We start from the raw sequence: 23612 nt of genomic DNA on the forward strand, positions 1-23612 counted from the left end.
GAAACAATATTCATCCAACCCAACCCTAAGAAAACTTCCCCACCTGCCGTTACAGCGATGGCAGTGTGACATCGGTCACACCTCGCATGCACAATGCCATCTTTGTCCAGTCGGGTCGGAGCTTTACCCTTGCCGCGTTCTTCCGCTGTACGTTTGAGCCATTTCCTACCGTCACTGCTGCTGTTGTTGTCGGGGCTTGCGGCTGCCTACGTCAAGGATCTCAACGTCTTCTTCACCTCCCTGTTCAATGTGCTGCCTACATTGGTGCTGCTTCTGGGAGGCGCGTATTGCGCCGTCTACCGCCGTCAGCGCGAGCTGTTTCTGATGGTCACGGTGTACATCGCCTACTTCCTGCTGGATACCCAGACCGATTTTTACCGCGATAACGGCAAGGTGCGTGAAGACGCGGCGGTGGTATTCCATCTCGTCTGCCTGCTGCTGCCGCTGTTGTTCGGGCTGTTCGCGGCGTGGCAGGAGCGCACCCATCTGTTCCAGGACATGGTGGCCCGGTTCGCGGTGTTGCTGGTCTTCGGCAGCGTGGCCCTGGCGCTGGAGCAAAGTTTCCCCCAGCCGTTGTTGTTGTGGCTTTCGGAGATCCGCTGGCCCGCGTTGCACGGCGCCTGGATGAGCCTGATCCAATTGTCCTACCCAATGTTCGCGGCTGCGTTCCTGCTGCTGGCCTGGCAATACTGGCGCAACCCCCGGCCGCTGCACGCGGCGCAATTGGTGGGCTTGCTTGGCTTGTTCTGGATGCTGCCGAAAACCTTCATCCTGCCGTTCACCCTGAACATCATGTGCAGCCAAGTGATGTTGATGATCGCCGCCGCGGTTGCCCACGAGGCTTATCAAATGGCCTTCCGCGACGAACTCACCGGCCTGCCGGGACGTCGGGCGCTGAACGAACGCATGCAGCGCCTGGGGCGCAATTACGTGCTCGCAATGAGCGACGTCGACCATTTCAAGAAATTCAACGATACCCACGGCCACGACGTCGGCGACCAGGTGCTGCGCCTGGTGGCCAGCAAGCTGTCGAAGATCGGCGGTGGCGGTAGGGCGTATCGCTACGGCGGCGAGGAATTCGCCTTGGTGTTCGCAGGCAAGACCATCGATGAGTGCATGCCCCACCTGGAAGTCATCCGCCAATCCATCGAGACGTATGCGATTCAACTGCGCAATCCCGACAACCGTCCCCAGGATGACCAGCAAGGTCGCCAGCGTCGTTCCGGTGCTGGCGCCTCCAGCGTATCGGTGACCGTCAGCATTGGCGTGGCCGAGCGCATCGAGCAGCGTACGCCCGAAGAGGTGCTCAAATCGGCGGACCAGGCGCTCTATAACGCCAAGGGCGCAGGTCGAAACTGTGTGATCGCCTTCGGCCAGAATCGTCGCGGCGCGGTGCGCATGGAAGCCGCCGCGGGTTGAGTGATGATGGCGCATTCAGCGTCTGGACTGTGATTGTGAGGCTTGATGGCCGGCAGTAGGTTGGAACGATCTGCTACCGGAGAAAACCACCATGCCCGAGTACAAAGCCCCCCTGCGTGACATGCGCTTTCTGATCGACCACGTCTTCGATTTCCATGGCCGCTATGCCGAACTGGGTGCCAGCGATGCCAGTCCGGATATGGTCAGCGCCATCCTCGAGGAAGGCGCCCGGTTCTGCGAGCACGTGCTGGCGCCACTCAATCGCCCAGGTGACGAAGAGGGCTGCCATTTCGACAATGGCGTGGTGACTACGCCTACAGGTTTCAAGCAGGCTTTCGCACAGTATGTGGAAGGCGGCTGGCACGGCCTGGCGGCGGATCCGGCGTATGGTGGCCAGGGCCTGCCCAGTTCCCTGGGGTTGGTCATCAGCGAAATGATCGGGTCGAGCAATACGTCCTGGGGCATGTATCCCGGCCTGACCCACGGGGCCATGTCGGCCATCCACGCCCACGGCACCGAGGAGCAGAAGCAGACCTATCTCAGCAAACTCACCGCCGGCCAGTGGACCGGCACCATGTGCCTGACCGAAGCCCACTGCGGCACCGACCTTGGGATCATCAAGACCCGCGCCGTGCCTCAGGCTGACGGCAGTTACGCAGTGACTGGCAGCAAGATCTTCATCAGCGCCGGCGAGCACGACATGAGCGACAACATCATTCACCTGGTGCTCGCCAAGCTGCCGGATGCGCCGGCCGGCACCAAGGGCATCTCGCTGTTCATCGTGCCGAAGTTCCTGCCGGACGCCACGGGCGAGGCCGGGGAACGCAATGGCGTTTCCTGCGGGTCGATCGAGCACAAGATGGGCATCAAGGCCTCGGCCACCTGCGTGCTGAATTTTGACGGCGCCAAGGGTTTCCTGATCGGCGAGGCGAACAAGGGCCTCAATTGCATGTTCACCATGATGAACCACGCCCGCCTCGGCACTGGCATGCAGGGCCTGTGTTTGGGCGAGGCGAGTTTCCAGGGCGCGATCAAGTACGCCAACGATCGTTTGCAGATGCGTTCGCTGACTGGCCCCAAGGCACCGGAAAAAGTCGCCGATCCGATCATCGTCCATCCCGACGTGCGTCGAATGCTGTTGACGATGAAAGCCTTCAACGAAGGCAACCGGGCGCTGACGTATTTCACTGCGCAATTGCTCGACACTGCGCACCTGAGCAGCGACGAAACTGCCCGCCAGGAGGCCGAAGACTTGTTGGCTTTTCTCACGCCAATCTGCAAAGCCTTCATGACCGATACCGGACTGGAGGTGACCAACCACGGCATGCAGGTGTTTGGCGGCCACGGTTTTATCCGCGAATGGGGCATGGAGCAACTGGTGCGCGACTGTCGGATCGCGCCGATCTATGAGGGCACCAATGGCATCCAGGCCCTGGACCTGCTGGGGCGCAAGGTCCTGGGCAGTCAGGGCAAGTTACTGCGCGGCTTCACCAGGATCGTCCACAAGTTCTGCGCCGCCAATGCCGGGCATCCGCAGCTCGACGGATACGTTGCGCAGCTCGATGGCCTCAACCGGCAGTGGGGCGAACTGACGACCCAGGTTGGCATGGCGGCCATGAAAAACCCCGATGAGGTAGGGGCTGCCTCGGTGGATTACCTGATGTACAGCGGCTACATCATCCTGGCCTATCTGTGGCTGCGGATGGCGTTGGTGGCCCAGGCACAGCTCGACAGTGGCGACGGCGATGGAGATTTTTGCCGGGCCAAGCTGGCGACCTGTGAGTTTTATTTCAAGCGCCTGCTGCCGCGCACGACCGCTCATCGGGCCGCCGTCGAGGCTGGGAGTGAATGCCTGATGAAGTTGCCGGCGGAATTGTTTGCGCTTTGATGGGCTGAGACATTCTCCGTGGCGAGGGAGCTTGCTCCCGCGTGACCGGGCTGGCGCTCCAGTGCGTAGCGCTCAAAAGAGGGCTGCTGCGCACCCCAGCGGGAGCAAGCTCCCTCGCCACGGTAAAACATCAACTTTTGACCGTGACTAAAAATAACAAAACAGTCATGGGTTGACCCTATGTGTCGCAAAAGTTGTTGGGGTACACTCTGGCCCATTGCGAAACCGCTTTCCTACGAACCAATTGTTTAGATCTTGCGAGGTTTGCCATGGCTGACTACAAAGCGCCCCTGCGCGATATGCGCTTCGTCCTCAATGAAGTGTTCGAGGTCGCAAAACTCTGGGCCCAACTGCCGGCGCTGGCCGAGACCGTGGATGCTGAAACTGTCGAAGCGATTCTGGAGGAAGCCGGAAAGGTCACCAGTAAAAGCGTCGCCCCCCTCAGTCGTGCAGCTGACGAAGCAGGTTGTCACTGGTCGGACGGCGCTGTCACCACGCCGGCAGGTTTCCCACAGGCCTACAAGACTTACGCCGAAGGCGGTTGGGTCGGCGTTGGCGGTGATCCGGCTTATGGCGGCATGGGCATGCCCAAGGCCGTTTCGGCCCAGGTCGAGGAAATGGTCAACTCGGCCAGCCTGTCCTTCGGCCTGTATCCGATGCTGACCGCCGGGGCTTGCCTGTCGATCAACGCCCATGCAAGCGAGGAATTGAAAGCGGCGTATCTGCCGAACATGTACGCCGGTATCTGGGCCGGTTCCATGTGCCTGACCGAGCCTCACGCCGGTACCGACCTGGGGATCATCCGCACCAAGGCGGAGCCCCAGGCTGACGGTTCCTACAAGGTCAGTGGTACGAAGATTTTCATCACCGGCGGCGAACACGACCTCACCGAAAACATCATCCACCTGGTGTTGGCGAAACTCCCGGACGCCCCGGCTGGGCCGAAAGGCATCTCGCTGTTCCTGGTGCCGAAATTCATGGTCAATGCCGACGGCAGCCTGGGCGCGCGGAACGCGGCCAACTGCGGGTCGATCGAACACAAAATGGGTATCCAGGCGTCCGCCACGTGTGTGATGAACTTCGACGAGGCCGTGGGTTATCTGGTAGGCGAGCCGAACAAAGGCCTGGCGGCGATGTTCACCATGATGAACTACGAGCGCCTGGGCGTCGGTATCCAGGGCCTGGCCACCGGCGAGCGCTCCTACCAGAACGCCATCGAATACGCCCGTGACCGCCTGCAAAGCCGCTCGCCAACTGGCGCGCAGAACAAGGACAAGGTCGCCGACCCGATCATCGTCCACCCGGACGTGCGTCGCATGCTGCTGACCATGAAAGCCTCGAACGAGGGTGGCCGCGCATTTTCCACCTACGTCGCGATGCAACTGGATACCGCGAAGTTCAGCGAAGACCCCGCCACGCGCAAGCGTGCGGAAGATCTGGTCGCGCTGTTGACCCCCGTCGCCAAGGCCTTCCTCACCGACCTGGGTCTGGAAACCACCGTTCACGGCCAGCAGATCTTTGGCGGTCACGGCTACATTCGCGAATGGGGCCAGGAGCAACTGGTGCGCGACGTGCGCATCACACAAATCTACGAAGGCACCAACGGTATCCAGGCGCTGGATCTGGTGGGACGCAAGATCGTCGGCAGTGGCGGGGCGTTCTATAAATTGTTCGCCGATGAGATTCGCCATTTCACCGCCACGGCAAGCAGCGAGTTGTCGGAGTTCACCAAGCCGTTGAACGATGCCGTCGGCACGCTGGACGAACTGACCGAATGGTTGCTGGACCGGGCGAAAAGCAATCCGAACGAAATCGGCGCGGCGTCGGTGGAATACCTCCAGGCATTTGGCTACACCGCATACGCCTACATGTGGGCGCTCATGGCCAGGGCGGCCCTGGGCAAGGAAAACCAGGATGAGTTCTATGCCAGCAAGCTGGGCACGGCGCGATTCTACTTCGCCCGCCTGTTGCCGCGGATCCATTCCCTGAGCGCTTCGGTGAAGGCCGGCAGTGAGTCGTTGTTCCTGCTGGAACCCGGCCAATTCTGAAACATGCCGTCATGTAAGCAAATGCTTACATGACGTGCTGGCGATTTCCCTCTATCGTCCGATTGGATCCAGGGCTAATCTAGCTTCCATGGACGTAGCGCAGGACGCGCAAAAGTAACAACACGGACACGTAGGATTCTGCCAGGAAGGCGGAGTGAAATGGATGTCAGGGAAACAGTCTGCAAAGCCCCGCTTCGGCGGGGTTTTCTTTTGTCCGCGTTTTTTATCGGCGGACGCTTTCGAGGCCTCCCGCGAGCAATTACTGAACCCCGACGAGCGGGCAGGTGTCCATGGCTATGGCAACGTGGCCATCGCTCATCAGGGAGTCATCCATGGATTTCATTCGCATCATCATCGCCATCCTGCTGCCACCGCTGGGTGTGTTCCTGCAAGTCGGTTTCGGCGGGGCTTTCTGGCTGAATATCCTGCTGACGCTGTTGGGTTATATCCCCGGCATCGTGCACGCGGTGTATATCATCGCCAAGCGTTGAAGCCCTGCGGCCAGAGGATTCCTTTATTGAGGATTCCTTTGTGGCGAGGGAGCTTGCTCCCGCTGGATTGCGCAGCGATCGCAAAAAGCTTGGGGCCGCTTCGCGACCCAGCGGGAGCAAGCTCCCTCGCCACAAAAGCTCGTCACTGCTATAAGCCAGCGTCCATCACCTTGCGATAAAACAACCACTCATGCTCCAGCGCATGCGCCTGGTTCACGGCCTTGCGAAAGCCGTGGCGCTCGTCGGCGTAGTAATGCGCCTCCACTGGAACACCTTTGTCCTGCAATGCCTTGACCATATCGCGGGTCTGTTGCGGCACGACCACGGCATCCAGCTCGCCTTGGAAAAAAATCATCGGCGCGCGGATCCTGTCTGCGTGAAGCAACGGAGTACGGGCCCGATAGCGCTCGGCATCTACGTGCGGGTCGGCGATCAGCCAGTCCAGATAGTCGCCTTCGAACTTGTGCGTGGCGCGGCCCAGGGCAACCGGATCGCTGACACCATAGAGGCTGGCTCCGCCACGGAACACATCCCGGAATGCCAAGGCGCAAAGGGTCGTATACCCACCGGCGCTGCCGCCACGAATGAAGGCGCAGCGGCCATCGACCAGGCCTTGCTCATCCAGGTACGCAACGACGGCGCAGGCATCCTCGACATCCACCACGCCCCAATTCAGATGCAATGCCTGCCGGTAGGCCCGGCCATAACCACTGCTGCCGCGGTAGTTGAGATCGGCCACGGCAAAGCCGCGCTGGGTCCAGTACTGGATGCGCGGATCAAATATCGGATAACAGGCGGAAGTCGGCCCGCCATGGATGAATACCACCAGCGGCGGTTTCGGGTTGGCGTCCATGGCCGGATAAAAGAACCCGTGGGCTTCACTTGAAGCAACGGGGTAGCGCAGGGTCTGTGGACGGCTGATCTGTTCGGCCAATAGCGGTGCAATGCCGCCAGCCAGCACGGTGGTGTCGTGGCTCTGTCGTTCGATGGCGATGACCGCCGACGGGCTGGTCGGCGAGGCGGCAATGGCATAGATGAAACGCTCATCTTGCGCCAGGCTGCGAAAGCGGCTGTAGGCCTCGGTAAAGTCTTCGGTTGCGTCACCATGGCACAAGCCCAGCCGACCAAAACCCGCCTCGGTCCAGCTCGCCAGGTAAGTCTCTTCGTCGATGGGCAGCCAGGTACAACCGCCCAATTGCCAGGGCGCGGGGGCGTGGTCGGCTTCGGCGGCAGCCAATGGCCTCAGGACGCCCACGTATTCACCCCAAGGTTGCCAGTAACCGCCTCGATCGGTCAGGCAATAAAGACGATTGGAAGCATCGAAGCGCGGTTGCTGGATGGACTCCTCCGCCCCGTGACCCGCCACGCAGACCGGTTCGCCCCAACCTGCATCGTTGCGCTCGGCCAGCATCAGCCGCGTGGCCGTCCAGGGCTGGTGGGGGCGACTCCACTCGATCCAGGCGAGACGCTTTTGATCAGGACTCATGATCGGCGCGGCATAGAAATCCGCGCCTTCGGCCAATACGCATCGCTGATGATCGGTCAGCCCGATCGACACCAGACGATGCTGGTTGGCCTGTTCTTCCACCGCTAGCACGTGCCCTGCGGCGAAGTGCAGATCGCCATATCGACGTTCACCCGAGGTCAACGCCACGGGGCGCGGGTCTCCCAGCAATTGGTGATACAGCTGTTGGTCGGCCTCGTTGACAAACAGCACGCCGTCATCGCTCAGGCAGAACGACCCGCCGCCATACTCATAGACCCGGCTGCGCACGCTGAAGCCATCCGGGGTCAGGCAATGCGCCTGGCCATCTCGCCAATGCCAGATCCGACAGGCTCCGTCCGCGGGGCGGTATTCATTCCAGAACAGACCTAGGGGCCCGAGTTGCAGTTCGGCAAAATCGATGCCTGCCGCGACAGCCTGGGCGGCGCTGAGCGGATCAGCCTTTAACGATGAGGCGTGAGTTTCGTTCATTGCGAAAGGCCAGTTGCTCGATGGTTTGCGTGGCGTGCTCGGCGTCTTCGCGAGCCTGGAGAATTATCCCATGGTGTTCGGATTTGCTGCACACCGGGTCGGCATTGCTGGCATCGCCCGTGAGCATGAACGCCTGGCAACGGCAGCCGCCAAAGTCCTTTTCCTTCTCATCGCACGAGCGGCAGGGCTCGGGCATCCAGTCGTAACCGCGGAAACGGTTGAAGCCGAACGAGTCGTACCAGATGTGCTGCATGCTGTGGTCGCGCACATTCGGGAACTGCACCGGCATCTGCCGGGCGCCGTGACACGGCAATGCCGTGCCGTCCGGCGTGACGGTGAGAAAAATGCTGCCCCAGCCATTCATGCAGCCTTTGGGGCGTTCTTCATAGTAGTCCGGCGTGACAAAGATCAGTTTGCACGGGTTGCCTTCGGCTTCCAGCTTGGCCCGGTATTCGTTAGTGATGCGCTCGGCCCGCACCAGCTGTTCCCGGGTCGGCAGCAGGCCGACGCGGTTGAGCTGCGCCCAGCCGTAGAACTGGCACGTGGCGAGTTCGACGAAGTCAGCTTCGAGGGCGATGCACAGCTCGATGATACGGTCGATCTTGTCGATGTTGTGCCGATGGGTCACGAAGTTCAGCACCATGGGATAGCCGTGGGCTTTCACCGCCCGGGCCATTTCGAGTTTTTGCGCGAAGGCTTTCTTCGAGCCGGCCAGCAGGTTGTTCACCTGCTCGTCGCTGGCCTGGAAACTGATCTGGATGTGGTCCAGGCCAGCCTTCTTGAAGTCGCTGATCTTCTGTTCGGTCAGGCCGATGCCTGAGGTGATCAGGTTGGTGTAGAAACCCAGCTTGCGCGCCTCGCCGATCAGCTCGGCCAGGTCCTGGCGCACCAGCGGCTCGCCGCCGGAAAAGCCCAATTGCGCGGCGCCCATTTCTCGCGCCTCGCGGAACACCTTGAACCACTGCTCCGTGCTGAGCTCCTTGCCTTGCTCGGCAAAGTCCAGCGGGTTGGAGCAGTACGGGCATTGCAGCGGGCAGCGATAGGTCAGCTCGGCCAGCAGCCACAACGGCAGGCCAACGGCGGGCTTCTCAGGCAAGGGTGATCCAGTGCTGTGCACGGGCGACCTCCATGAATTGCTCGATGTCGTCACCGAGCTCAGGCACACCGGGAAATTGTTTATCCAGCTCAGCGATGATTGCCGCCACATCGCGTTCGCCATCGATCAGGCCACCGATCAGCGCAGCGCTGTCGTTCAGCTTGATCATGCCTTCAGGATAGAGCAGCACGTGGCCTTTCTGGGCCGGTTCGTACTGGAAGCGATAGCCGGGGCGCCAGTTGGGGGTTTGGCTGCGATCGAAACTCATAGGGTAATTCCTTTATGCCAAACCCGTTGGTCGGTCACGGTGTGATAGGGCGGGCGATTCAGTTCGTAGGCCATGCTCATGGCGTCGAGCATGCTCCAGAGAATGTCCAGTTTGAACTGGAGGATTTCCAGCATGCGGTCCTGGCCAGCGCGCGTGGTGTAGTGCTGCAACGTGATCGCCAAGCCATGCTCCACGTCGCGCCGGGCCTGGCCCAGGCGGGTGCGGAAGTATTCGTAGCCGGTCGGGTCGATCCACGGGTAATGCTGGGGCCAGCTGTCGAGGCGCGACTGGTGGATCTGCGGGGCGAACAGTTCGGTCAACGAGCTGCTCGCGGCTTCCTGCCAATTGGCCCGGCGGGCGAAGTTGACGTAGGCGTCCACCGCGAAGCGCACGCCCGGCAGTACCAGTTCCTGGGAACGCAGTTGATCGGGGTTCAGCCCCACCGCTTGGCCCAGCCGTAGCCAGGCTTCGATGCCGCCGTCTTCGCCCGGGGCGCCATCATGGTCGAGCAGGCGCTGGATCCACTCGCGGCGGATCTCCCGGTCCGGGCAGTTGGCCAGGATCGCGGCATCCTTGAGCGGGATGTTTACCTGATAGTAAAAGCGGTTCGCGACCCAACCCTGGATCTGCTCGCGAGTGGCGCGGCCTTCATACATCGCCACGTGATAAGGATGATGGATGTGGTAATAGGCGCCCTTGGCACGCAGGGCCGCTTCGAACTCGGCGGGGGACAGGGGGGTGTCAGTCATTTTGGTTCTCCGGGAAATACCCGCGGGTTCTGTGGTGTCAGGGCAGGCCCCATCGCGAGCGCGCTCGCTCCCACACTGGTTGTGCTGTGAATCCAATATCAGTACGACTCGGACAACTGTGGGAGCGAGCTTGCTCGCGATGAGGCCCGCTGGTCCCCGCAGTCGTTCAGCCCTTCCTACAACTCGATACTCATCCCGTCGAAAGCCACTTCAACGTTCCTGCGCACCAGCTCGGCCCGCTCGGGCGAATCTTCGTCAAGGATCGGGTTGGTGTTGTTGATATGGATAAGGACCTTGCGCTGCTCGGGCAGTTGCTCCAGCACTTCGAGCATGCCGCCCGGACCATTCTGGGCCAGGTGGCCCATTTCCCGACCGGTACGGGTGCCGACGCCACGGCGCTGCATTTCATCGTCGTCCCACATCGTACCGTCCACCAACAGGCAATCGCTGCCGGCCATGATCTGTAGCAACGACTCGTCGACCTTGCCCAGGCCTGGGGCGTAGAACAGCTTGCCGCCGGTGCGCAGGTCTTCGACGATCAGCCCGATGTTGTCGCCCGGATGCGGGTCGAAGCGGTGCGGGGAATAGGGCGGGGCGGCGCTGCGCAGGGGCAGTGGCGTAAAGCGCAGGTTCGGGCAGGCGGCGATGGTGAAGCTCTGGTCGAGTTCAATGCGATTCCAACTCAACCCGCCGTTCCAGTGGGTCAGCATGTTGAACAGCGGGAAGCCGGTGCTCAGGTCTTCATGGACCATGTCGGTACACCAGACTTGGTGCGGGCAGCCTTCACGCAGGCTGAGCAGGCCGGTGGTGTGGTCGATCTGGCTGTCCATCAGGATGATCGCGCCAATGCCCGTGTCGCGCAGGGCCCGGCCAGGCTGCATAGGGGCGAAACCCTGGAGTTGGGCGCGGATGTCCGGTGAGGCGTTGCACAACACCCAGCTCACGCCGTCATCGGAAATCGCGATGGACGACTGGGTACGCGCCTGGGCCCGCAGGCTGCCGTTGCGAAAACCTGCGCAGTTGGCGCAGTTGCAGTTCCACTGGGGGAAACCGCCGCCGGCGGCGGAACCTAGAATCTGGACGAACATGGCCGCTCCATCTGCAAACCGAAATAAAAAACGCCCCGGATGACCGAGGCGTGGTGTTGCTTACTACCGCCTGCAGCTATCAACGGCTGGCGAAGTACATGGTGACTTCGAAGCCGATACGCAGATCGATATATGCGGGTTTGGACCAGGACATGGGAATACTCCTTTGGTTGGGATGCTTCGGTTAGATGGTACAGGTGGAGCCTATACATATAGTCCACCTCCGCAGGGAGATGTTCAGATGCTTAGGCGGCTATGTTACTAAATCTGACAAATTCGTTCGCCGCGATTCTTTGAGAAAGCTCGTTGCACGGTCCGTAACGATCAATGCCCCGCTTGCCAAGGCATTCCCGGACACGGCGCGTTGCTCAGGCAATACCGTCCGCCATGGGCGTCGGCCAGGCGCTGGGCCGCGTCTATCAAGTGTCTGCGCGTGATAGCTGTTATGGCGTCGGGTAACTGTTGAAGGTAGTCCGATGGACGACCGGCCAGCTTGCCTTGCCAGAGCACTTCGGCGACCTGGGCAACCGGCAGCACGGTACTTTGCAGCTGGCTGCCCAGGGCTTGTCGATGGCTGGCCAGGGTCGCATCGTCAATCTGCTCGATCAGCTCCACCAAGCCGTCCAGGAACTGCTCCATGTGCTCGACCAACTGCGCCGCCGACGCCGTGGGGGATTGCGCGCCCAGCAACAAGCCGGTCCGGCCGTCGATCTGTTTCAAGCCACTGAACACCGCATAGCCCAACTGCAACTCGACCCGCAGGCGTTGGTAGTACGGGGCTTGGCACAGATGGGCCAGCAGGCGCCACGCGGCTTCGTCGGCCAAATCCAGGGTGGGCGTGGGACAGAACAGCAGCACGGCCTGTTCGTCGCCTTGGGTCTGGAGCGAATGCCAGCGACGCATCGGCGCAGGCACGCTCGTTGTCGGGGCTTCCTCTCGGGCGATGCCAGGGACTCGCGCCAATACGGGACCGATGGCGGCCTGGGTGGCTGCCGACAGACCGACGGCCAAACCGTCCCAGTGGGCGTTTGCCCAGGCGCCTTGATCGCTGTCGGGTAAAGGTTGCGAGGATGGCCGTGGGGTTTGCTGACAATGATTCGGCAATTCGCGCAACAGCTGTCGGATCGGTATCAGCGGCGTGTCGTCCCGGGCCGGGCCGGGCGGCAGTGGCTGTCCCAGCTTCGTCAGCAAGTGCTCAAGGACCAACGGCATCGGTGCCTGCAAGCCGAGCAGTTTCAATAGCCATTGCTGGCCGCTGGGTTCAAAGGCGATGTCGACACCGGCCTGCCGGGCATCTTCCTGCAAGTCCGCCAACTGCCGATCAAGCCTGGATTTCAGACTGAGCGGGGTTTGTGCCGGCAATTGCCAGCGCAGATACACCGCACCCTCAGGTGAGGTGTCCGGCAATGCCTGGCTGAACTGCATGGGCGAGCGTTCCCGGCGGCCCCGGCTGCGGTCCTGGGCAAATGTGCGCAAGCCACGGTGGGCGCTGGTCTGGCCGCGGATCAAACCGGCGCGGGGTGGTTCACTGATGGTTTGCAGAAATGGGTTGGGCGCTGGCACGTGCCATTGTCCGGCGACGTTCTCCACGGGGTGCAGTTGCCTGAGGATTTCCCTGAGGCGTATCAAGTCTTTTTCCGACAGCGGACCTTCGCGTTCTTCGCAGTCCCAGCGGGCCAGTTGCAAGGCGGTCGCTGTTTCTTGCTGACGTTGCCGAAGCGAGGTGTATGCCTGGCGCAGTGACGCCCAGTCGTCCTGGGCGGTAAAAAAGCCCAGCCAGTCGCGCAGCAACGGCCGGCTATCGACGGGTGTTTCTCCGCTGTCGAGCTTGAGTTCGATATGCAGCAGCGCTTGGCCGGCAAATTCATACAACGCGGTGGCCTTGAGGCTGTCAGCCAGGCCTTGCTGGCGCAGTGTCGCGAGCAAGCCGCCAGGCTTAGGGTTGTTCAGCCAATGGCACAGGAAATCCAAGGCTCGGGGCGAGGCGGCGGGCAGCTGTTCGAAGGCGAACAGCAAATCGAGGCCGCCTTCCCGCGTCTGCTGATAACTGGCGTCGGCGGACGCCATGAGCCTCGGCGGTGCCTGCCGGAGCGCTGTTTCATGGGTGGGCACGTGCTCGCTGAATTGGATGGCCAGGGTCCGCAAGGCTTCGATGTCCTGCGGGCCAGCCAGGCTCAGGGTCATTTGGCCGCCCTGATAGAAACGCTGGTAGAAATCCCGCAGTGCCGTTTGGAATTCCTGCTGCGATACGCCAAGGCTGTCGCGATTGCCCGCATGAAACCCCAGTAGCGGGTGATTCGCCGCCAAACCTTCGTACAGGGCCATTTGTTGTTGGGCCGCTGCGTCCTGGGACCAGGCAATGAATTCAGCGTGGAGGACCTCACGTTCGCGTAATTGATCGTTTTGGTCCAGGCGCGGATGGACGAGCATATCGGCCAGCCGTTCCAGTCCGCCGGGCAGGGCTGCCGGTGGCAACTCCAGGAAAAAGTCGGTGGTGCGTTCGCTGGTGCGCGCATTGATTTGCCCGCCGTGACCTTGCACGTAGGCCATCAGGTGCTGTCCGGTAGGAAAGCGTTCTGTCCCCAGGAAGAAAAGATGCTCGAGGAAATGCGCCAGGCCCGGCCAAGCCTCGGGCGCATCGTGGCTGCCAGCCGCCACCCGCAACACAGCGGCGCAGCGCTTGAGGCCGGGAACATGACGCAATGTCACCTGCAGGCCGTTGGCCAGGGGTTCAATGTGGGGGCGGAGGGGATCGGGGACCGGCATGAGCGCTTCCAGGATGGGGATGCGCTCATGCTAGCGGATTAGGCCGGATCAGTGTTTAGGCAAGTCGCCATAAAGCGCGGGGCGACGGTCGTGCAGGTAGTTGTAGGCCGCGCGGGAGTCATCGATCAGCTGTCGATCGAGATCGCCCACGATCAATGCTTCGTCCAGGCCCGCCAACGCCGGCCGACTGCCGTCCGGTGCGGCGATGCTGCTCTGGCCGCAATACTGCAATTCGCCTTCGTGGCCGCAATAATTGGCGTAGGCGACGAAGCACTGGTTCTCGATCGCCCGTGCGCGCACGGTGACATCGGCGATGAACTCGTAGGGTTGCATGTTGGCGGTCGGCACCAGGATCAGTTCGGCGCCGGCCAAGGCCAGGCGCCGCGCGTTTTCCGGGAACTCCAGGTCATAGCAGATCAGGAAACCGAGCTTCCAGCCGTTGAGTTCCACGATCGGCAACGCCGCGTCGCCGGCGCTGAACATCGTGTGGTCCAAGTCACCGAACAGGTGGCTCTTGCGGTAGTTGGCCAGGCGTTCACCGTGGGCATCGATCAGTTGGACAGCGTTGTAGATCTGCCCGTCTTCACTGCGTTCAGGGTAGCCATAGAGAATCGCCAGGCCGGCCGCCTTGGCGATACGGCCGATCTGCTGCGCCCATTCACCGTTGTAGACCTCCGCCAGGACATTCACCGCGTCGACCCCGATGTTGTAGCCGGTGAGGAACATTTCCGGCACCACCAGCACATCCGCGCCCCTGGCTTCCAGCGCGATTTGATGCAGGCGCTGCAGGTTGCCGGCCGGGTCCATGGGCAACGGTGGGCATTGGTAAAGGGCTACGCGCATCGACAACTCCTTTTATTCGGGCAGGGCGATCGGACCGATTTCGTCGAACACATCACCTGGACCCGGGTTCTCGGGGTGAGTCTCACCGCCGAAGTGTTTCATGATTCCCCACACGGCGTTGAGCGAGGTCTGTACCGCCCCTTCAACCCAGGCGGGTGTCCATGAGACGTCGTCGCCGGCGATAAAGATCCCTTTTTGTTCGGCGGGCATGTCGTCCTGCATGAAATGCGCGTACATGCGCTGGTTATAGCGATAGTGGCCCGGCAAGGCGCCCTTGAATGCGCCGAGGAAGTAAGGGTCCGCTTCCCAGGACACGGTGATCGGTTCGCCGATGATCCGCGCGGCGATGTCCACCTTCGGATAAATCTTCTTCAGGGCATCGAGGGCCAGCTTCACCCGTTTTTCCACCGGATAAGGCAGCATTTTCAGCGCATCGCTCATCCACGAATAGGACAGGCAGATCACGCCCGGCTTGTCGTCGCCATTGTCGAACAGGTAGGTGCCGCGGGTGAGGCGGTCGGTGAGCGTCATGCTCATCAGGTCGCGCCCGGTTTCCGGGTCCTTGTCCTTCCAGAATGGCCGGTCGACCATCACGAAGGTCTTCGACGACTGCATGTAGCGGGTGCGGTCCAAGGCCATCCACAGTTTCTGCGAGAACAGCGCCTCTTCGCATTCGATCTGGGTAGTCAACAGCCATGTCTGGCAGGTGACCAGCACGGCGGCATATTCGCGCGTGTCGCCCCAGACGTCGGTGACGCTGAACCGGTCATTATCGGCCCGAGCGATGCGTTTCACACCGGCACGAGGCGCGCCCAGGTGCAGCGAATTGAGGCTGGTGCCTGCTGGCCAGTGTGCGCAACGTTCCGGGACATGTTTCCAGATACCGTGAGGCACCTGTTCCACACCGCCGACGACCAGGTGTTGGTGGTCATCGCAGTTGGTCATCACCACGCGAAAGATTTCCAGCATCGAGTTGGGGAAGTCCGAGTCCCAGCCGCCCGTACCAAAACCGACTTGGCCGAACACTTCGCGGTGCAGGAACGAGAGCTTGGCGAACGCCTTGGAGGTGGCGACGAAATCATAGAAGGTGCGGTCATCCCATAGCGGCACCAGGGTGTTCCACAGTTCCTTGAGACGCGGCACGTCGCGGTCGCGGATCGCTTGCTGGATCTCGCTGAAGCGTGAGCCAGCCTCCAATGCGTCGGCCCAGGCGTCGGCGACTTCCTGGAACAGCGCGGGAAGGTCGGCCATGCTTTCTGCATAGTAAGTCTGGCCTTCCAGGTCAATGACGGTGCTGCCCGAGGCCGAAGTCAACGGGTTGGGAAAGGGTTTGGTCTCCAGGCCCAGCTTGTCGACGTAGTGATAGAACGCCGTGGACGACACCGGGAACCGCATGCCGCCGAGCTCGGCAATGATGCCTTCGGCGCCGTTGAACGCCTGGGAGCGCAGGCGCCCGCCCATTTTCGACGCTTCGTAGACCACGGGCTTGAGGCCCAGCTTCATCAACTCGTACGCCGCCACCAGGCCAGCGATGCCGGCACCGACAATCGCCACTTCGGCGCCGTGATTATGTTCCGGAATGACGCCCAGGCCGGCCGGGTGTTCGATCCAGTCGTCAAAGGCGAACGGAAAATCCGGCCCAAAAATGGTGATGGGTTTCTTGCCGTCTGCTGGGTGGCGATTGTTCTTGTTCATGGCGGACCTTGATGGGCGACTCGACGCGACGTTCGCGTCTGAGTATAGGAAAAGATGCCAGCCATTCTAGAGAGGGAGAAACACGTTAATAAGACGCAATGTGTCGTCGTTTTGCGCTGTTTTTCGTCATTTGTAGCAATCTCGCAATCGTAATGACGAATCCTGGTCCCATGTGGGAGCGAGCCTGCTCGCGAAAGCGGTGGATCAGCCATGAGAATGTTGACTGACACACCGCTATCGCGAGCAAGCCCGCTCCCACAGGTTTTTGGGTTGGCTTTAGACCGGCTGGCCCCGATCGATCTTGCTGCTGAGGATGATCGAGGTGGTGGTTTTCTCCACCCCGTCCACGCTGCCGATCTGGTCCAGCAACTGATCCAGCTGCTCCGGCGAATCCGTGCGCAACCAGGCCACGTAATCGAATTCGCCGCTGACCGCGCATAACTGCTGGACCTGGGCCATCGCGCTCAGGCGTCGCAACACGTCCTTGCCGGAGCGTGGCTGGACCTTGATGCCGACATAAGCCTGCAAACCGCCATCGATCACTCGCTGCCCAAGGCGCACGCCATATCCGGTGATGACCTTGGTTTTCTCCAATCGAGCCAGGCGCGAGGTCACGGTCGTGCGGGCGATGCCCAGTTGCCGGGCCAGCATCGCAACACTTTCCCGCGCGTTGATTTGCAGCGCCGCGATCAGTTGGCGATCGATTTCGTCGAGGACGGGAGGGCGGGTATCAGTCAAGGTCAGCTCCGGCGCATGCATCAATGGCGGGCATGTTACAGGCTCCGGCGTTCGAAGTAGCGGGTGGCAGGCAAGGCCAGCGCTCGCCAAGCCGGGGCGAGGTGCGCCTGGGAAGACCTGAGCCAAAGACCGTCCTGGCCGATCAGAGGCTCGGCCGGCAACTGCAGCAAGTCGCCCATTGAGAACGCCTGCACCGAACCTCGGTCGTCATTGCCTTCAATTTCCCAATCGCGCTTGAAACAGCGTACCTGTAGTTGTTGCTCGTCGAAGCTTTCAAACAACGGCCGATGACCCAGCCACCGCGGGTGTATCCGCAGCGTATGGTCTTGGACATCGAGCAGCAGCAACTGCCAGCCCCGGTAGTTTCCACAGAGTTCTGTCACGTCGGTTGCCATGCAGGTCAACGCCAGATATCGGCTATTGGATGACCAGGCCATCGACGGCGCCAGGTCAACCAATGCACAGCCCGACGCCGTCAACAGGTGCCCGCCGAGGCGAGGCGTACCGGCACGCACCCAACTGTCGGCGTATTCCGTTTCGCTGCCGAATAGCCAGGCGGCATCCTGGTCATTCGGCGCGGGTTGGATGAAGTCGCCGTCGGCGGTGGCCGCTTGGGGGCGGTCCACCAGGCGCCGTGGCTCAACGATGTGGAGCTGCGAATCTTCCGGCTGTAGCTGAACGGTGTTGTAGAACAGCCGGGAGTGTTCATTGGAACGGAAGAACGAAGCGTCACCTCCGACCTGTGGCGCGACGACGTTGAAGCGCATTAATGGGCTGCTTTCCAGATCGTTATCAAGACGACCTTCGACGACCGCCAGGCTCAAGCGGCCATCGCGGAAATCGAGTATGCGCTCCACCCACAGGGCGGGCCCTTGCAGCAGGCGTCGTTCCTGCAAGTCTGCGACCACCGCGTGGGTCGCCACTGTCGTTGCGTGCTCAAAGGGCAGCAGCGCCAGGTAGCGCCCGCAATCGGAGACCCGATGATCAAGCAACCAACTTCCCGGCAAGGACCAATCGCCGATCTGGCAGCGATAACTTCCGAGTCCGTCGGGGTTGTCGCGCATCCAGGTCAGACAAGCGCGTTTGCCGTCCAGCATCGACTGTGTCTCGATGCACGAGTTTCCTCGCCGGCCGCGACTGTCCAGCGGCATGACGATGGACATCCGGGTCAGCTTGAATTCACCAACCAGCACGCGACCCTGGGCGTCGTGACCTGTCTGGGTTTCGGTATCGCTGTGGATGCTGTCCAGGCGATAGCCGTAACGGCCGGAGCTCGGTCGCGGATAGTCGAGGTACGTGCCGATGTGCACACGGTTCGCCTCGAGGCTCAGCAACTCGTGCCAGTAAAAGGAAGGCTCGGCGGCGCTTTTCACCCAGGGCGAGGGCAGGGCGCGCCAGCCATTTTCCGCTTGCCACAACCAATACTGATCGCTGTCCGCATCGTTGGCTTGCTCTCGGGCCAGACACACCAGCGCGGGTTCAGTGGCGCCCCAGACCAAAGGTGCATCGGCTGCCATGACCAGCCCCGACGGCTGCCCGTCGACGCTGATGGCATAGTGCGGGGAATACAGCGGCGCCAATGGCTGGTCCAGATCACGGAAGGTCGCGGGCAGCAATAGATCGCCCTCCAGGCGATGCTGGCCGTCGGCGCTGGGCCGCTCGAAGGTGGGCGCTACATTGTCCGGGTGCCAGCCTGGTTCAAGCCACAGATCCGCGACGGGAACCAGGTCCGCCACCTGTGCGGTTTGCAGCAGATCCTCCAGCCGCGCTTGGCGAGCGCCGTTGTCCACCAGGGGGCTATGACGGCCGATCAGTTCGTCAGGATTGAAAGAATCCAATTCCCAGAACTCGCTTTCGGCGCAGCGGTAGACCTTGCGCTGTTGACGGTCGAGGATGACCAGCCCCCACTCCTGCCGGGACGGCACGGGCGCGGCGAAATAACGGCTGTCGCTGGAAAACATCGCCGAAGAACCAAGCCCTTGCAGAAGCACGCCGTCGGGGAACAGATAATCGCAATGAACAGGGCCGCCCATGGCGATTTCGCTGTGGTTGAACTGCCGGATTGGTTCGCCTTCAGGCGTCAATTGCGGCTCGCTGCCACCCCAGGCGCTTGGCCCTTTGGTGGCAACCAGCGCGAGCCCAAGGCGTCGCTCCCATTTGCTGACGCAGGCAAGGCCGACGATGATCGCGACGATCGCTACAAGGATGCCCCACCACTCGGGCAGCGCCCGGCCCAGGCTGAAGCCCAGGCCAAACACCGCTCCGACTGTCAGCCGGGCAATGCCTCGGCCCATCGGCTGAAAGCCCAGCCGCGCGGCCAGCCCCATCAGCAAACCGAGCAATACCACCGCCAGCAAGGCCAGCGGCGGCGGCAGGATGGTGACGAAGAAGGCTGGCACCACCAGGATGCCGAGTTGCCAGAAGAGTTCGAGGAACAGTCGGGACAGGCTGGGGCTGGTGATGATGGAGGTCTCGGTGGGATGGGGTTTCTTGTCGTAGGTGAACCGACACTAAGTAGAGGCGCGTGGCGTCGCAGTCGTAGGGCCCTGGAAAAACCGAAGGGCCTGCTACCAGCGCAGCCAGCGTCGCCCGAGCAGCGCGCCCAGTATCGTCGGCACCAACATGCCCAACAAGTACCAGACTGCCCAAAATGGGACCTGCATTTCGGGACAATGAAGAGAATAGGCAATCGTCGCCATTGAGCCTGCCAGCAGTCCGCCGCAGGCTCCTGTAAGCGTCAGGTTCGTGGGAGCGAGGCCGCGCAGAGCCCAGAACACCGCGATGAATCCCGGAATCGACAGCAGGGTTATATTGAGCGCGCACACCCGCCAGGTATCGCCCAGAATGACGGCGACGCGATCATCAGGTGCGGTCACCATGAGGACATAGATCGCGCCAACCCACACCGCAGTGACAGCTGCGACGATGAGGATTTTACCGGGTCCCGAGGCCACTCCAGGCCTGGCCAGCCTCATGACCATGCCCAGCGTGCCGATCATCAGGCAGAGCGGAAACGCGATCTTGGCCCAGAAAATCGGTGTCGCCATGACCTGGCCCAAGTCTGGGCGCACGCCTTTCAGTGCGACCACCAGAAAAAGGGCGCCCAGGAGGCCGGCCAGCACCGCGATACTGAATCGCTTGGCGGGCGCCCTTCGATCGACCGGGGTCACGCCCGAGGCGAGCAGGGAAATCAAATCATCAGTCTTCATCGTGCACCTCTCACTCTCGACGCCAGGGCTTTCAGCCCTCGGTGTATCCCTATCTTCACCGCAGACTCGGATAACCCCGTCGTTTGAGCGGCTTCCGTCACAGACAGCCCTTCCAGTTTCACGCGTACGATAGGTAGACGCTGGCGTTCAGGTAGTTGCTCAAGCAACTTGCCCAGGTCGCGACTGGCCTGCGCAGGTTCAAGATGCGGCTCGGCAAACAGCTCTGCCGCATCGTCGAGGGAGTCATTGAACACGTCATGGCGTGATCTCCCACGGAAAAAGTCGATGAGCTTGTAACGCGCAATGGCAAAGACCCATGCCGTCAACGGTTGATCTGCTTGATACGTCTGGCGCGCATTATGAACGGCCAGTAAAACCTCTTGCAGCAGATCTTCGATGTCTCCGGGGCGCTGTTGAAGCCTTGAGCGTAAAAAGCCGCGAAGATGACCGCTTAGCTCCGATAGAAACGTGCGATAAGCCCTTTCGTCTCCATCCAGGCCGGAGAGAAACAAGGCCTGAAGATGGAGCTCTCGGCTGCGCAAAGCATCGTTATCCGTAGTTCGTTCCATCGTTCGCTCTGGTTACACGAAAGGGAAAATTATCTCGTTGCTGCTAATGCCGGCAGCGAATCTTACATGCGGCTTCCCGGCGTGAGGCATTTTTTGCTGGCCCCAAAAATATTTTGTGGTCGCTGTAACCGAATCCGGAACGGCATCGAACTACTTGGTGGATCGCAAACACAATGCCCAAGCATTGATGCAGCGACCAACCCATTTTCTGGAGAGCACATCATGAACAACCTCAAACTTGCCGCCCTCGCCGTTGCCTTCTCTTCGTTCGCCGCCGGTGCCATCGCCGCAGAAACGCCTGCCGCAGTAGGCGCCATGGAAAAATGCTACGGCGTTTCCATGGCCGGCAAGAACGATTGCAAAGCGGGGGCAGGCACGACCTGTGCGGGCACCGCCAAAATGGACTATCAGGCCAATGCCTGGAAAAACGTGCCTGCCGGTACGTGCACCTCCATCAAGACGCCAAAAGGCATGGGCTCTCTTACGCCTATGTAATCGCAGTGCCAAGGGGGTTCACCGATCATGAAAAACGTATTCCAGATGGGGGCCGGACTCGGCCTGAAACCGAACCATTACTCCGATGCGCTTGACTGCGCTGCCGAGGGACTCTGGTTCGAAGTTCATCCGGAAAACTACATGGTTGAAGGTGGCCCCCGTCTCGCGTGGCTGGAGGCAATCGGGAGCCAGCACCCGCTGTCGCTGCACGGTGTTTCACTTTCACTGGCTGCCGATTGCCCACCGGACGAAAGCCATCTGAAGCGTTTCAAGGCACTGGTCGACCGTGTACAGCCTGCATTGATTTCCGAACATCTGGCCTGGTCCGCATGGCGTGGCCAATATCATCCTGATCTGTTGCCATTCCCTCGTACAGTCGAGGCATTGCAGCGCATAGCAAGCAATATCCAACGAACACAAGACGCTCTGGGACGTTCGATTGCCATTGAAAACCCCACTCATTATCTGAGTTTGCCGGGGCATGAATTCAGCGAAATAGAGTTCCTGACCGAACTGAGTACAAGGACTGGCTGCGGGTTGTTGCTGGACATCAATAACGTCCATATCAGCGCGCATAACCTGGGCTTCGATGCGTCGAAGTATCTGGATGCCTTTCCGGCCAAGGCGATCATGGAAATACATTTGGCAGGCCACGCAGTGGATCCGGGGGACACGCAACTACTGATCGATACTCACGATGCGCCCATCGCTGATGATGTCTGGTTGTTGTATCAACGCGTTATCGACCGGATCGGCAGGCGCCCGACCTTGATCGAGCGCGACGACAATATTCCCGGGTTCGATGTCTTGCTGGCTGAACGAGACAGGGCGCAGGGGTTGTTGAGCATCGGCAGCCGGCGTATATCGGAAGTGACGATATGAACACCTCGCTGGCAAGTTTCCAGGATGCGTTCGTCGACGCGTTATATGAGCGACATTCGACTGGAATGACCGCGCTGATCGAACAGCCCGGTTTCATGGTGTACCGCAATACTGTTCTCAAAGGATCGGTGGACGCATTACTGGCGAACTTTCCCACCGTCGAACGCTTGGTCGGTACAGAGTGGCTCAAGGCTGCCGCGACGCTTCATGCCCGGCAGGCGCCCCCGACCGATTCCCGGTTGTTGCATTACGGGGCTGGATTCCCGGATTTTCTCGACGCTTTCGAGCACGCGCGGGAAATGCCTTATCTGGGCGACGTCGCCCGCCTTGATCTGCTCTGGACGCACGTCCATTGCGCCGAAGATGAACCCGACGTCGATCCGAGCGAACTGGCGAAGCTGCCCCCACAGGACTTGGCCCGCAGCCGACTCACACCGAAGGCCGCTTGCCGGTGGGCGTGGTTCCCGGACAACCCCGCCTACACCCTTTGGCGGTTCAATCGTGAAGGGCGGGACATGCCCGATGAACTCGATTGGCGAGGCGAAGGAGCGCTGCTGACGCGCAAGCAAGGCAAGGTTCTTTGGCAGGCCGCCAGTGCTGCCGATTGCAGGTTCCTGGATGCCTGCGCAGCCCATCTACCGCTCGAACAGGCCGCGGAAAAGGCCCTTGAGGTTCAGCCTGACCTGGATTTTTCAGAACTCATTACCCGCTTATTCAGCGCCGACGCGTTCGCCTCTGTAAGCATCCCATAACCGCAACTTAGCCAGCGGAGCAGATCATGGACGCCATAAGAAATCCTTCGTCCACAGCCGACAAATCCTTGCGGGGCATGTGGAACAGCATCGCAGACCGACTTGGCGCGATGCTGGGTGACTCGTTGTTGGTGCTGGTTGCGCGGCTATCCATCGCAGCCATCTTCCTGATGTCAGGGCGTACCAAGGTCAGTGGTTTTCTGACGATCACGCCCAGCACCTACGAGCTGTTTCGCACAGAATACGCACTGCCGCTGGTCACACCGGAACTGGCCGCGCACCTGGCAACCTACAGTGAGCATCTTTTTCCAGTGCTGCTTGTGCTAGGCCTGTTCTCGCGACTGTCGGCATTGGCATTGCTGGGCATGACGTTTGTAATCGAGGTGTTTGTCTACCCTGACGCCTGGGCAACCCACCTTTCCTGGGCAGGCTTGCAATTGCTCATCGTCGCCCGCGGCGGCGGTGCGATCTCGCTGGATCGATCACTTGGCATCAAGTGATTCATTAAATCCTTGTACCCTGGAAACGACGAAAGCCGCGCAATGCGCGGCTTTCAATTTGGTGGGCCCACACGGACTCGAACCGTGGACCAAAGGATTATGAGTCCTCTGCTCTAACCAACTGAGCTATGGGCCCTCAGT

21 protein-coding genes and 1 tRNA gene are annotated in these 23612 nt (G+C 61.0%); 8 read left to right on the forward strand and 14 right to left on the reverse strand.

What is annotated here, in order from left to right:
* Positions 1-129 precede the first annotated feature (129 nt).
* The 4 genes from Q7C33_RS06415 (at position 130) to Q7C33_RS06430 (ending at position 5846) form a co-directional block, all read left to right on the forward strand.
* A complete protein-coding gene (locus tag Q7C33_RS06415) occupies positions 130-1419 on the forward strand; it encodes a GGDEF domain-containing protein (protein WP_323154451.1) in 1290 nt (429 codons plus the stop codon).
* A gap of 91 nt (positions 1420-1510) precedes the next feature.
* Positions 1511-3307: an acyl-CoA dehydrogenase C-terminal domain-containing protein gene (locus Q7C33_RS06420; protein ID WP_323154452.1), complete on the forward strand. Its 1797-nt coding sequence runs from the start codon at positions 1511-1513 to the stop codon at positions 3305-3307.
* Between the two features lie 269 nt (positions 3308-3576).
* Entirely contained in the window at positions 3577-5355 is a 1779-nt protein-coding gene (locus Q7C33_RS06425) for an acyl-CoA dehydrogenase C-terminal domain-containing protein (protein ID WP_323154453.1), read from the forward strand.
* A 332-nt stretch (positions 5356-5687) separates the two neighbouring features.
* On the forward strand, positions 5688-5846 hold the full coding sequence (locus Q7C33_RS06430; RefSeq protein ID WP_003177654.1) for a YqaE/Pmp3 family membrane protein: 159 nt from the start codon (positions 5688-5690) through the stop codon (positions 5844-5846).
* 148 nt (positions 5847-5994) lie between these two features.
* Here the strand turns inward: Q7C33_RS06430 and Q7C33_RS06435 are convergent, their stop codons facing one another.
* From Q7C33_RS06435 to Q7C33_RS06495, 13 genes are all read right to left on the reverse strand, one after another.
* Complete coding sequence (locus tag Q7C33_RS06435; RefSeq protein ID WP_407683024.1) at positions 5995-7821, reverse strand: alpha/beta hydrolase family protein; 1827 nt, start codon at positions 7819-7821, stop codon at positions 5995-5997.
* Positions 7787-8917: a pyrroloquinoline quinone biosynthesis protein PqqE gene (pqqE, locus tag Q7C33_RS06440; protein ID WP_085987043.1), complete on the reverse strand. Its 1131-nt coding sequence runs from the start codon at positions 8915-8917 to the stop codon at positions 7787-7789. The genes Q7C33_RS06435 and pqqE overlap by 35 nt, the downstream gene beginning before the upstream one ends.
* The gene (pqqD, locus tag Q7C33_RS06445) at positions 8910-9185 is read right to left on the reverse strand and encodes a pyrroloquinoline quinone biosynthesis peptide chaperone PqqD (RefSeq protein ID WP_030139251.1); all 276 of its coding nucleotides are present in this window, start codon (positions 9183-9185) and stop codon (positions 8910-8912) included. The genes pqqE and pqqD overlap by 8 nt, the downstream gene beginning before the upstream one ends.
* Positions 9182-9934: a pyrroloquinoline-quinone synthase PqqC gene (pqqC, locus tag Q7C33_RS06450; protein WP_030139250.1), complete on the reverse strand. Its 753-nt coding sequence runs from the start codon at positions 9932-9934 to the stop codon at positions 9182-9184. Before pqqC ends, pqqD begins: the two co-directional genes overlap by 4 nt.
* Before the next feature lie 176 nt (positions 9935-10110).
* The gene (gene pqqB / locus Q7C33_RS06455; protein WP_030139249.1) at positions 10111-11022 is read right to left on the reverse strand and encodes a pyrroloquinoline quinone biosynthesis protein PqqB; all 912 of its coding nucleotides are present in this window, start codon (positions 11020-11022) and stop codon (positions 10111-10113) included.
* A gap of 79 nt (positions 11023-11101) precedes the next feature.
* Positions 11102-11176 carry a pyrroloquinoline quinone precursor peptide PqqA gene (pqqA, locus tag Q7C33_RS06460; RefSeq protein WP_003177660.1) on the reverse strand — a complete coding sequence of 25 codons (75 nt, stop codon included), beginning with the start codon at positions 11174-11176 and terminating at the stop codon, positions 11102-11104.
* Positions 11177-11346: 170 nt separating this feature from the next.
* Entirely contained in the window at positions 11347-13788 is a 2442-nt protein-coding gene (gene pqqF, locus Q7C33_RS06465; RefSeq protein ID WP_407683025.1) for a pyrroloquinoline quinone biosynthesis protein PqqF, read from the reverse strand.
* A gap of 48 nt (positions 13789-13836) precedes the next feature.
* The gene (locus Q7C33_RS06470) at positions 13837-14631 is read right to left on the reverse strand and encodes a carbon-nitrogen hydrolase family protein (RefSeq protein WP_198797839.1); all 795 of its coding nucleotides are present in this window, start codon (positions 14629-14631) and stop codon (positions 13837-13839) included.
* Between the two features lie 12 nt (positions 14632-14643).
* A complete protein-coding gene (locus Q7C33_RS06475) occupies positions 14644-16326 on the reverse strand; it encodes a flavin monoamine oxidase family protein (RefSeq protein ID WP_198797838.1) in 1683 nt (560 codons plus the stop codon).
* A gap of 276 nt (positions 16327-16602) precedes the next feature.
* On the reverse strand, positions 16603-17064 hold the full coding sequence (locus Q7C33_RS06480; RefSeq protein ID WP_018607342.1) for an Lrp/AsnC family transcriptional regulator: 462 nt from the start codon (positions 17062-17064) through the stop codon (positions 16603-16605).
* A 35-nt stretch (positions 17065-17099) separates the two neighbouring features.
* Positions 17100-19529 carry a hypothetical protein gene (locus Q7C33_RS06485; protein ID WP_407683039.1) on the reverse strand — a complete coding sequence of 810 codons (2430 nt, stop codon included), beginning with the start codon at positions 19527-19529 and terminating at the stop codon, positions 17100-17102.
* A gap of 102 nt (positions 19530-19631) precedes the next feature.
* The gene (locus Q7C33_RS06490; protein ID WP_407683026.1) at positions 19632-20273 is read right to left on the reverse strand and encodes a DUF1109 domain-containing protein; all 642 of its coding nucleotides are present in this window, start codon (positions 20271-20273) and stop codon (positions 19632-19634) included.
* Positions 20270-20842 (reverse strand): sigma-70 family RNA polymerase sigma factor, encoded by a 573-nt coding sequence (locus Q7C33_RS06495; protein ID WP_030139243.1) that lies wholly within the window; start codon positions 20840-20842, stop codon positions 20270-20272. The genes Q7C33_RS06490 and Q7C33_RS06495 overlap by 4 nt, the downstream gene beginning before the upstream one ends.
* Positions 20843-21064: 222 nt before the next feature.
* Here Q7C33_RS06495 and Q7C33_RS06500 point away from each other — a divergent pair, with 222 nt between their 5' ends.
* The 4 genes from Q7C33_RS06500 to Q7C33_RS06515 are packed head-to-tail and all read left to right on the forward strand — an operon-like array spanning position 21065 to position 23471.
* On the forward strand, positions 21065-21337 hold the full coding sequence (locus Q7C33_RS06500; RefSeq protein ID WP_407683027.1) for a BufA1 family periplasmic bufferin-type metallophore: 273 nt from the start codon (positions 21065-21067) through the stop codon (positions 21335-21337).
* A gap of 27 nt (positions 21338-21364) precedes the next feature.
* Positions 21365-22219: an MNIO family bufferin maturase gene (gene bufB / locus Q7C33_RS06505; protein WP_258648417.1), complete on the forward strand. Its 855-nt coding sequence runs from the start codon at positions 21365-21367 to the stop codon at positions 22217-22219.
* Positions 22216-22971, forward strand: a complete 756-nt coding sequence (locus tag Q7C33_RS06510) for an HvfC/BufC family peptide modification chaperone (protein ID WP_407683028.1) — start codon at positions 22216-22218, stop codon at positions 22969-22971. The genes bufB and Q7C33_RS06510 overlap by 4 nt, the downstream gene beginning before the upstream one ends.
* Before the next feature lie 26 nt (positions 22972-22997).
* A complete protein-coding gene (locus Q7C33_RS06515; RefSeq protein ID WP_407683029.1) occupies positions 22998-23471 on the forward strand; it encodes a DoxX family protein in 474 nt (157 codons plus the stop codon).
* Positions 23472-23530: 59 nt separating this feature from the next.
* On the opposite strand, the gene Q7C33_RS06520 is transcribed toward Q7C33_RS06515, so the two are convergent.
* Positions 23531-23607, reverse strand: a tRNA-Ile gene (locus tag Q7C33_RS06520).
* Positions 23608-23612 lie beyond the last annotated feature (5 nt).

Source organism: Pseudomonas sp. BP11-1-1, from assembly GCF_052112105.1.
In the GTDB taxonomy this organism is placed as follows: Bacteria; Pseudomonadota; Gammaproteobacteria; order Pseudomonadales; family Pseudomonadaceae; genus Aquipseudomonas; species Aquipseudomonas alvandae.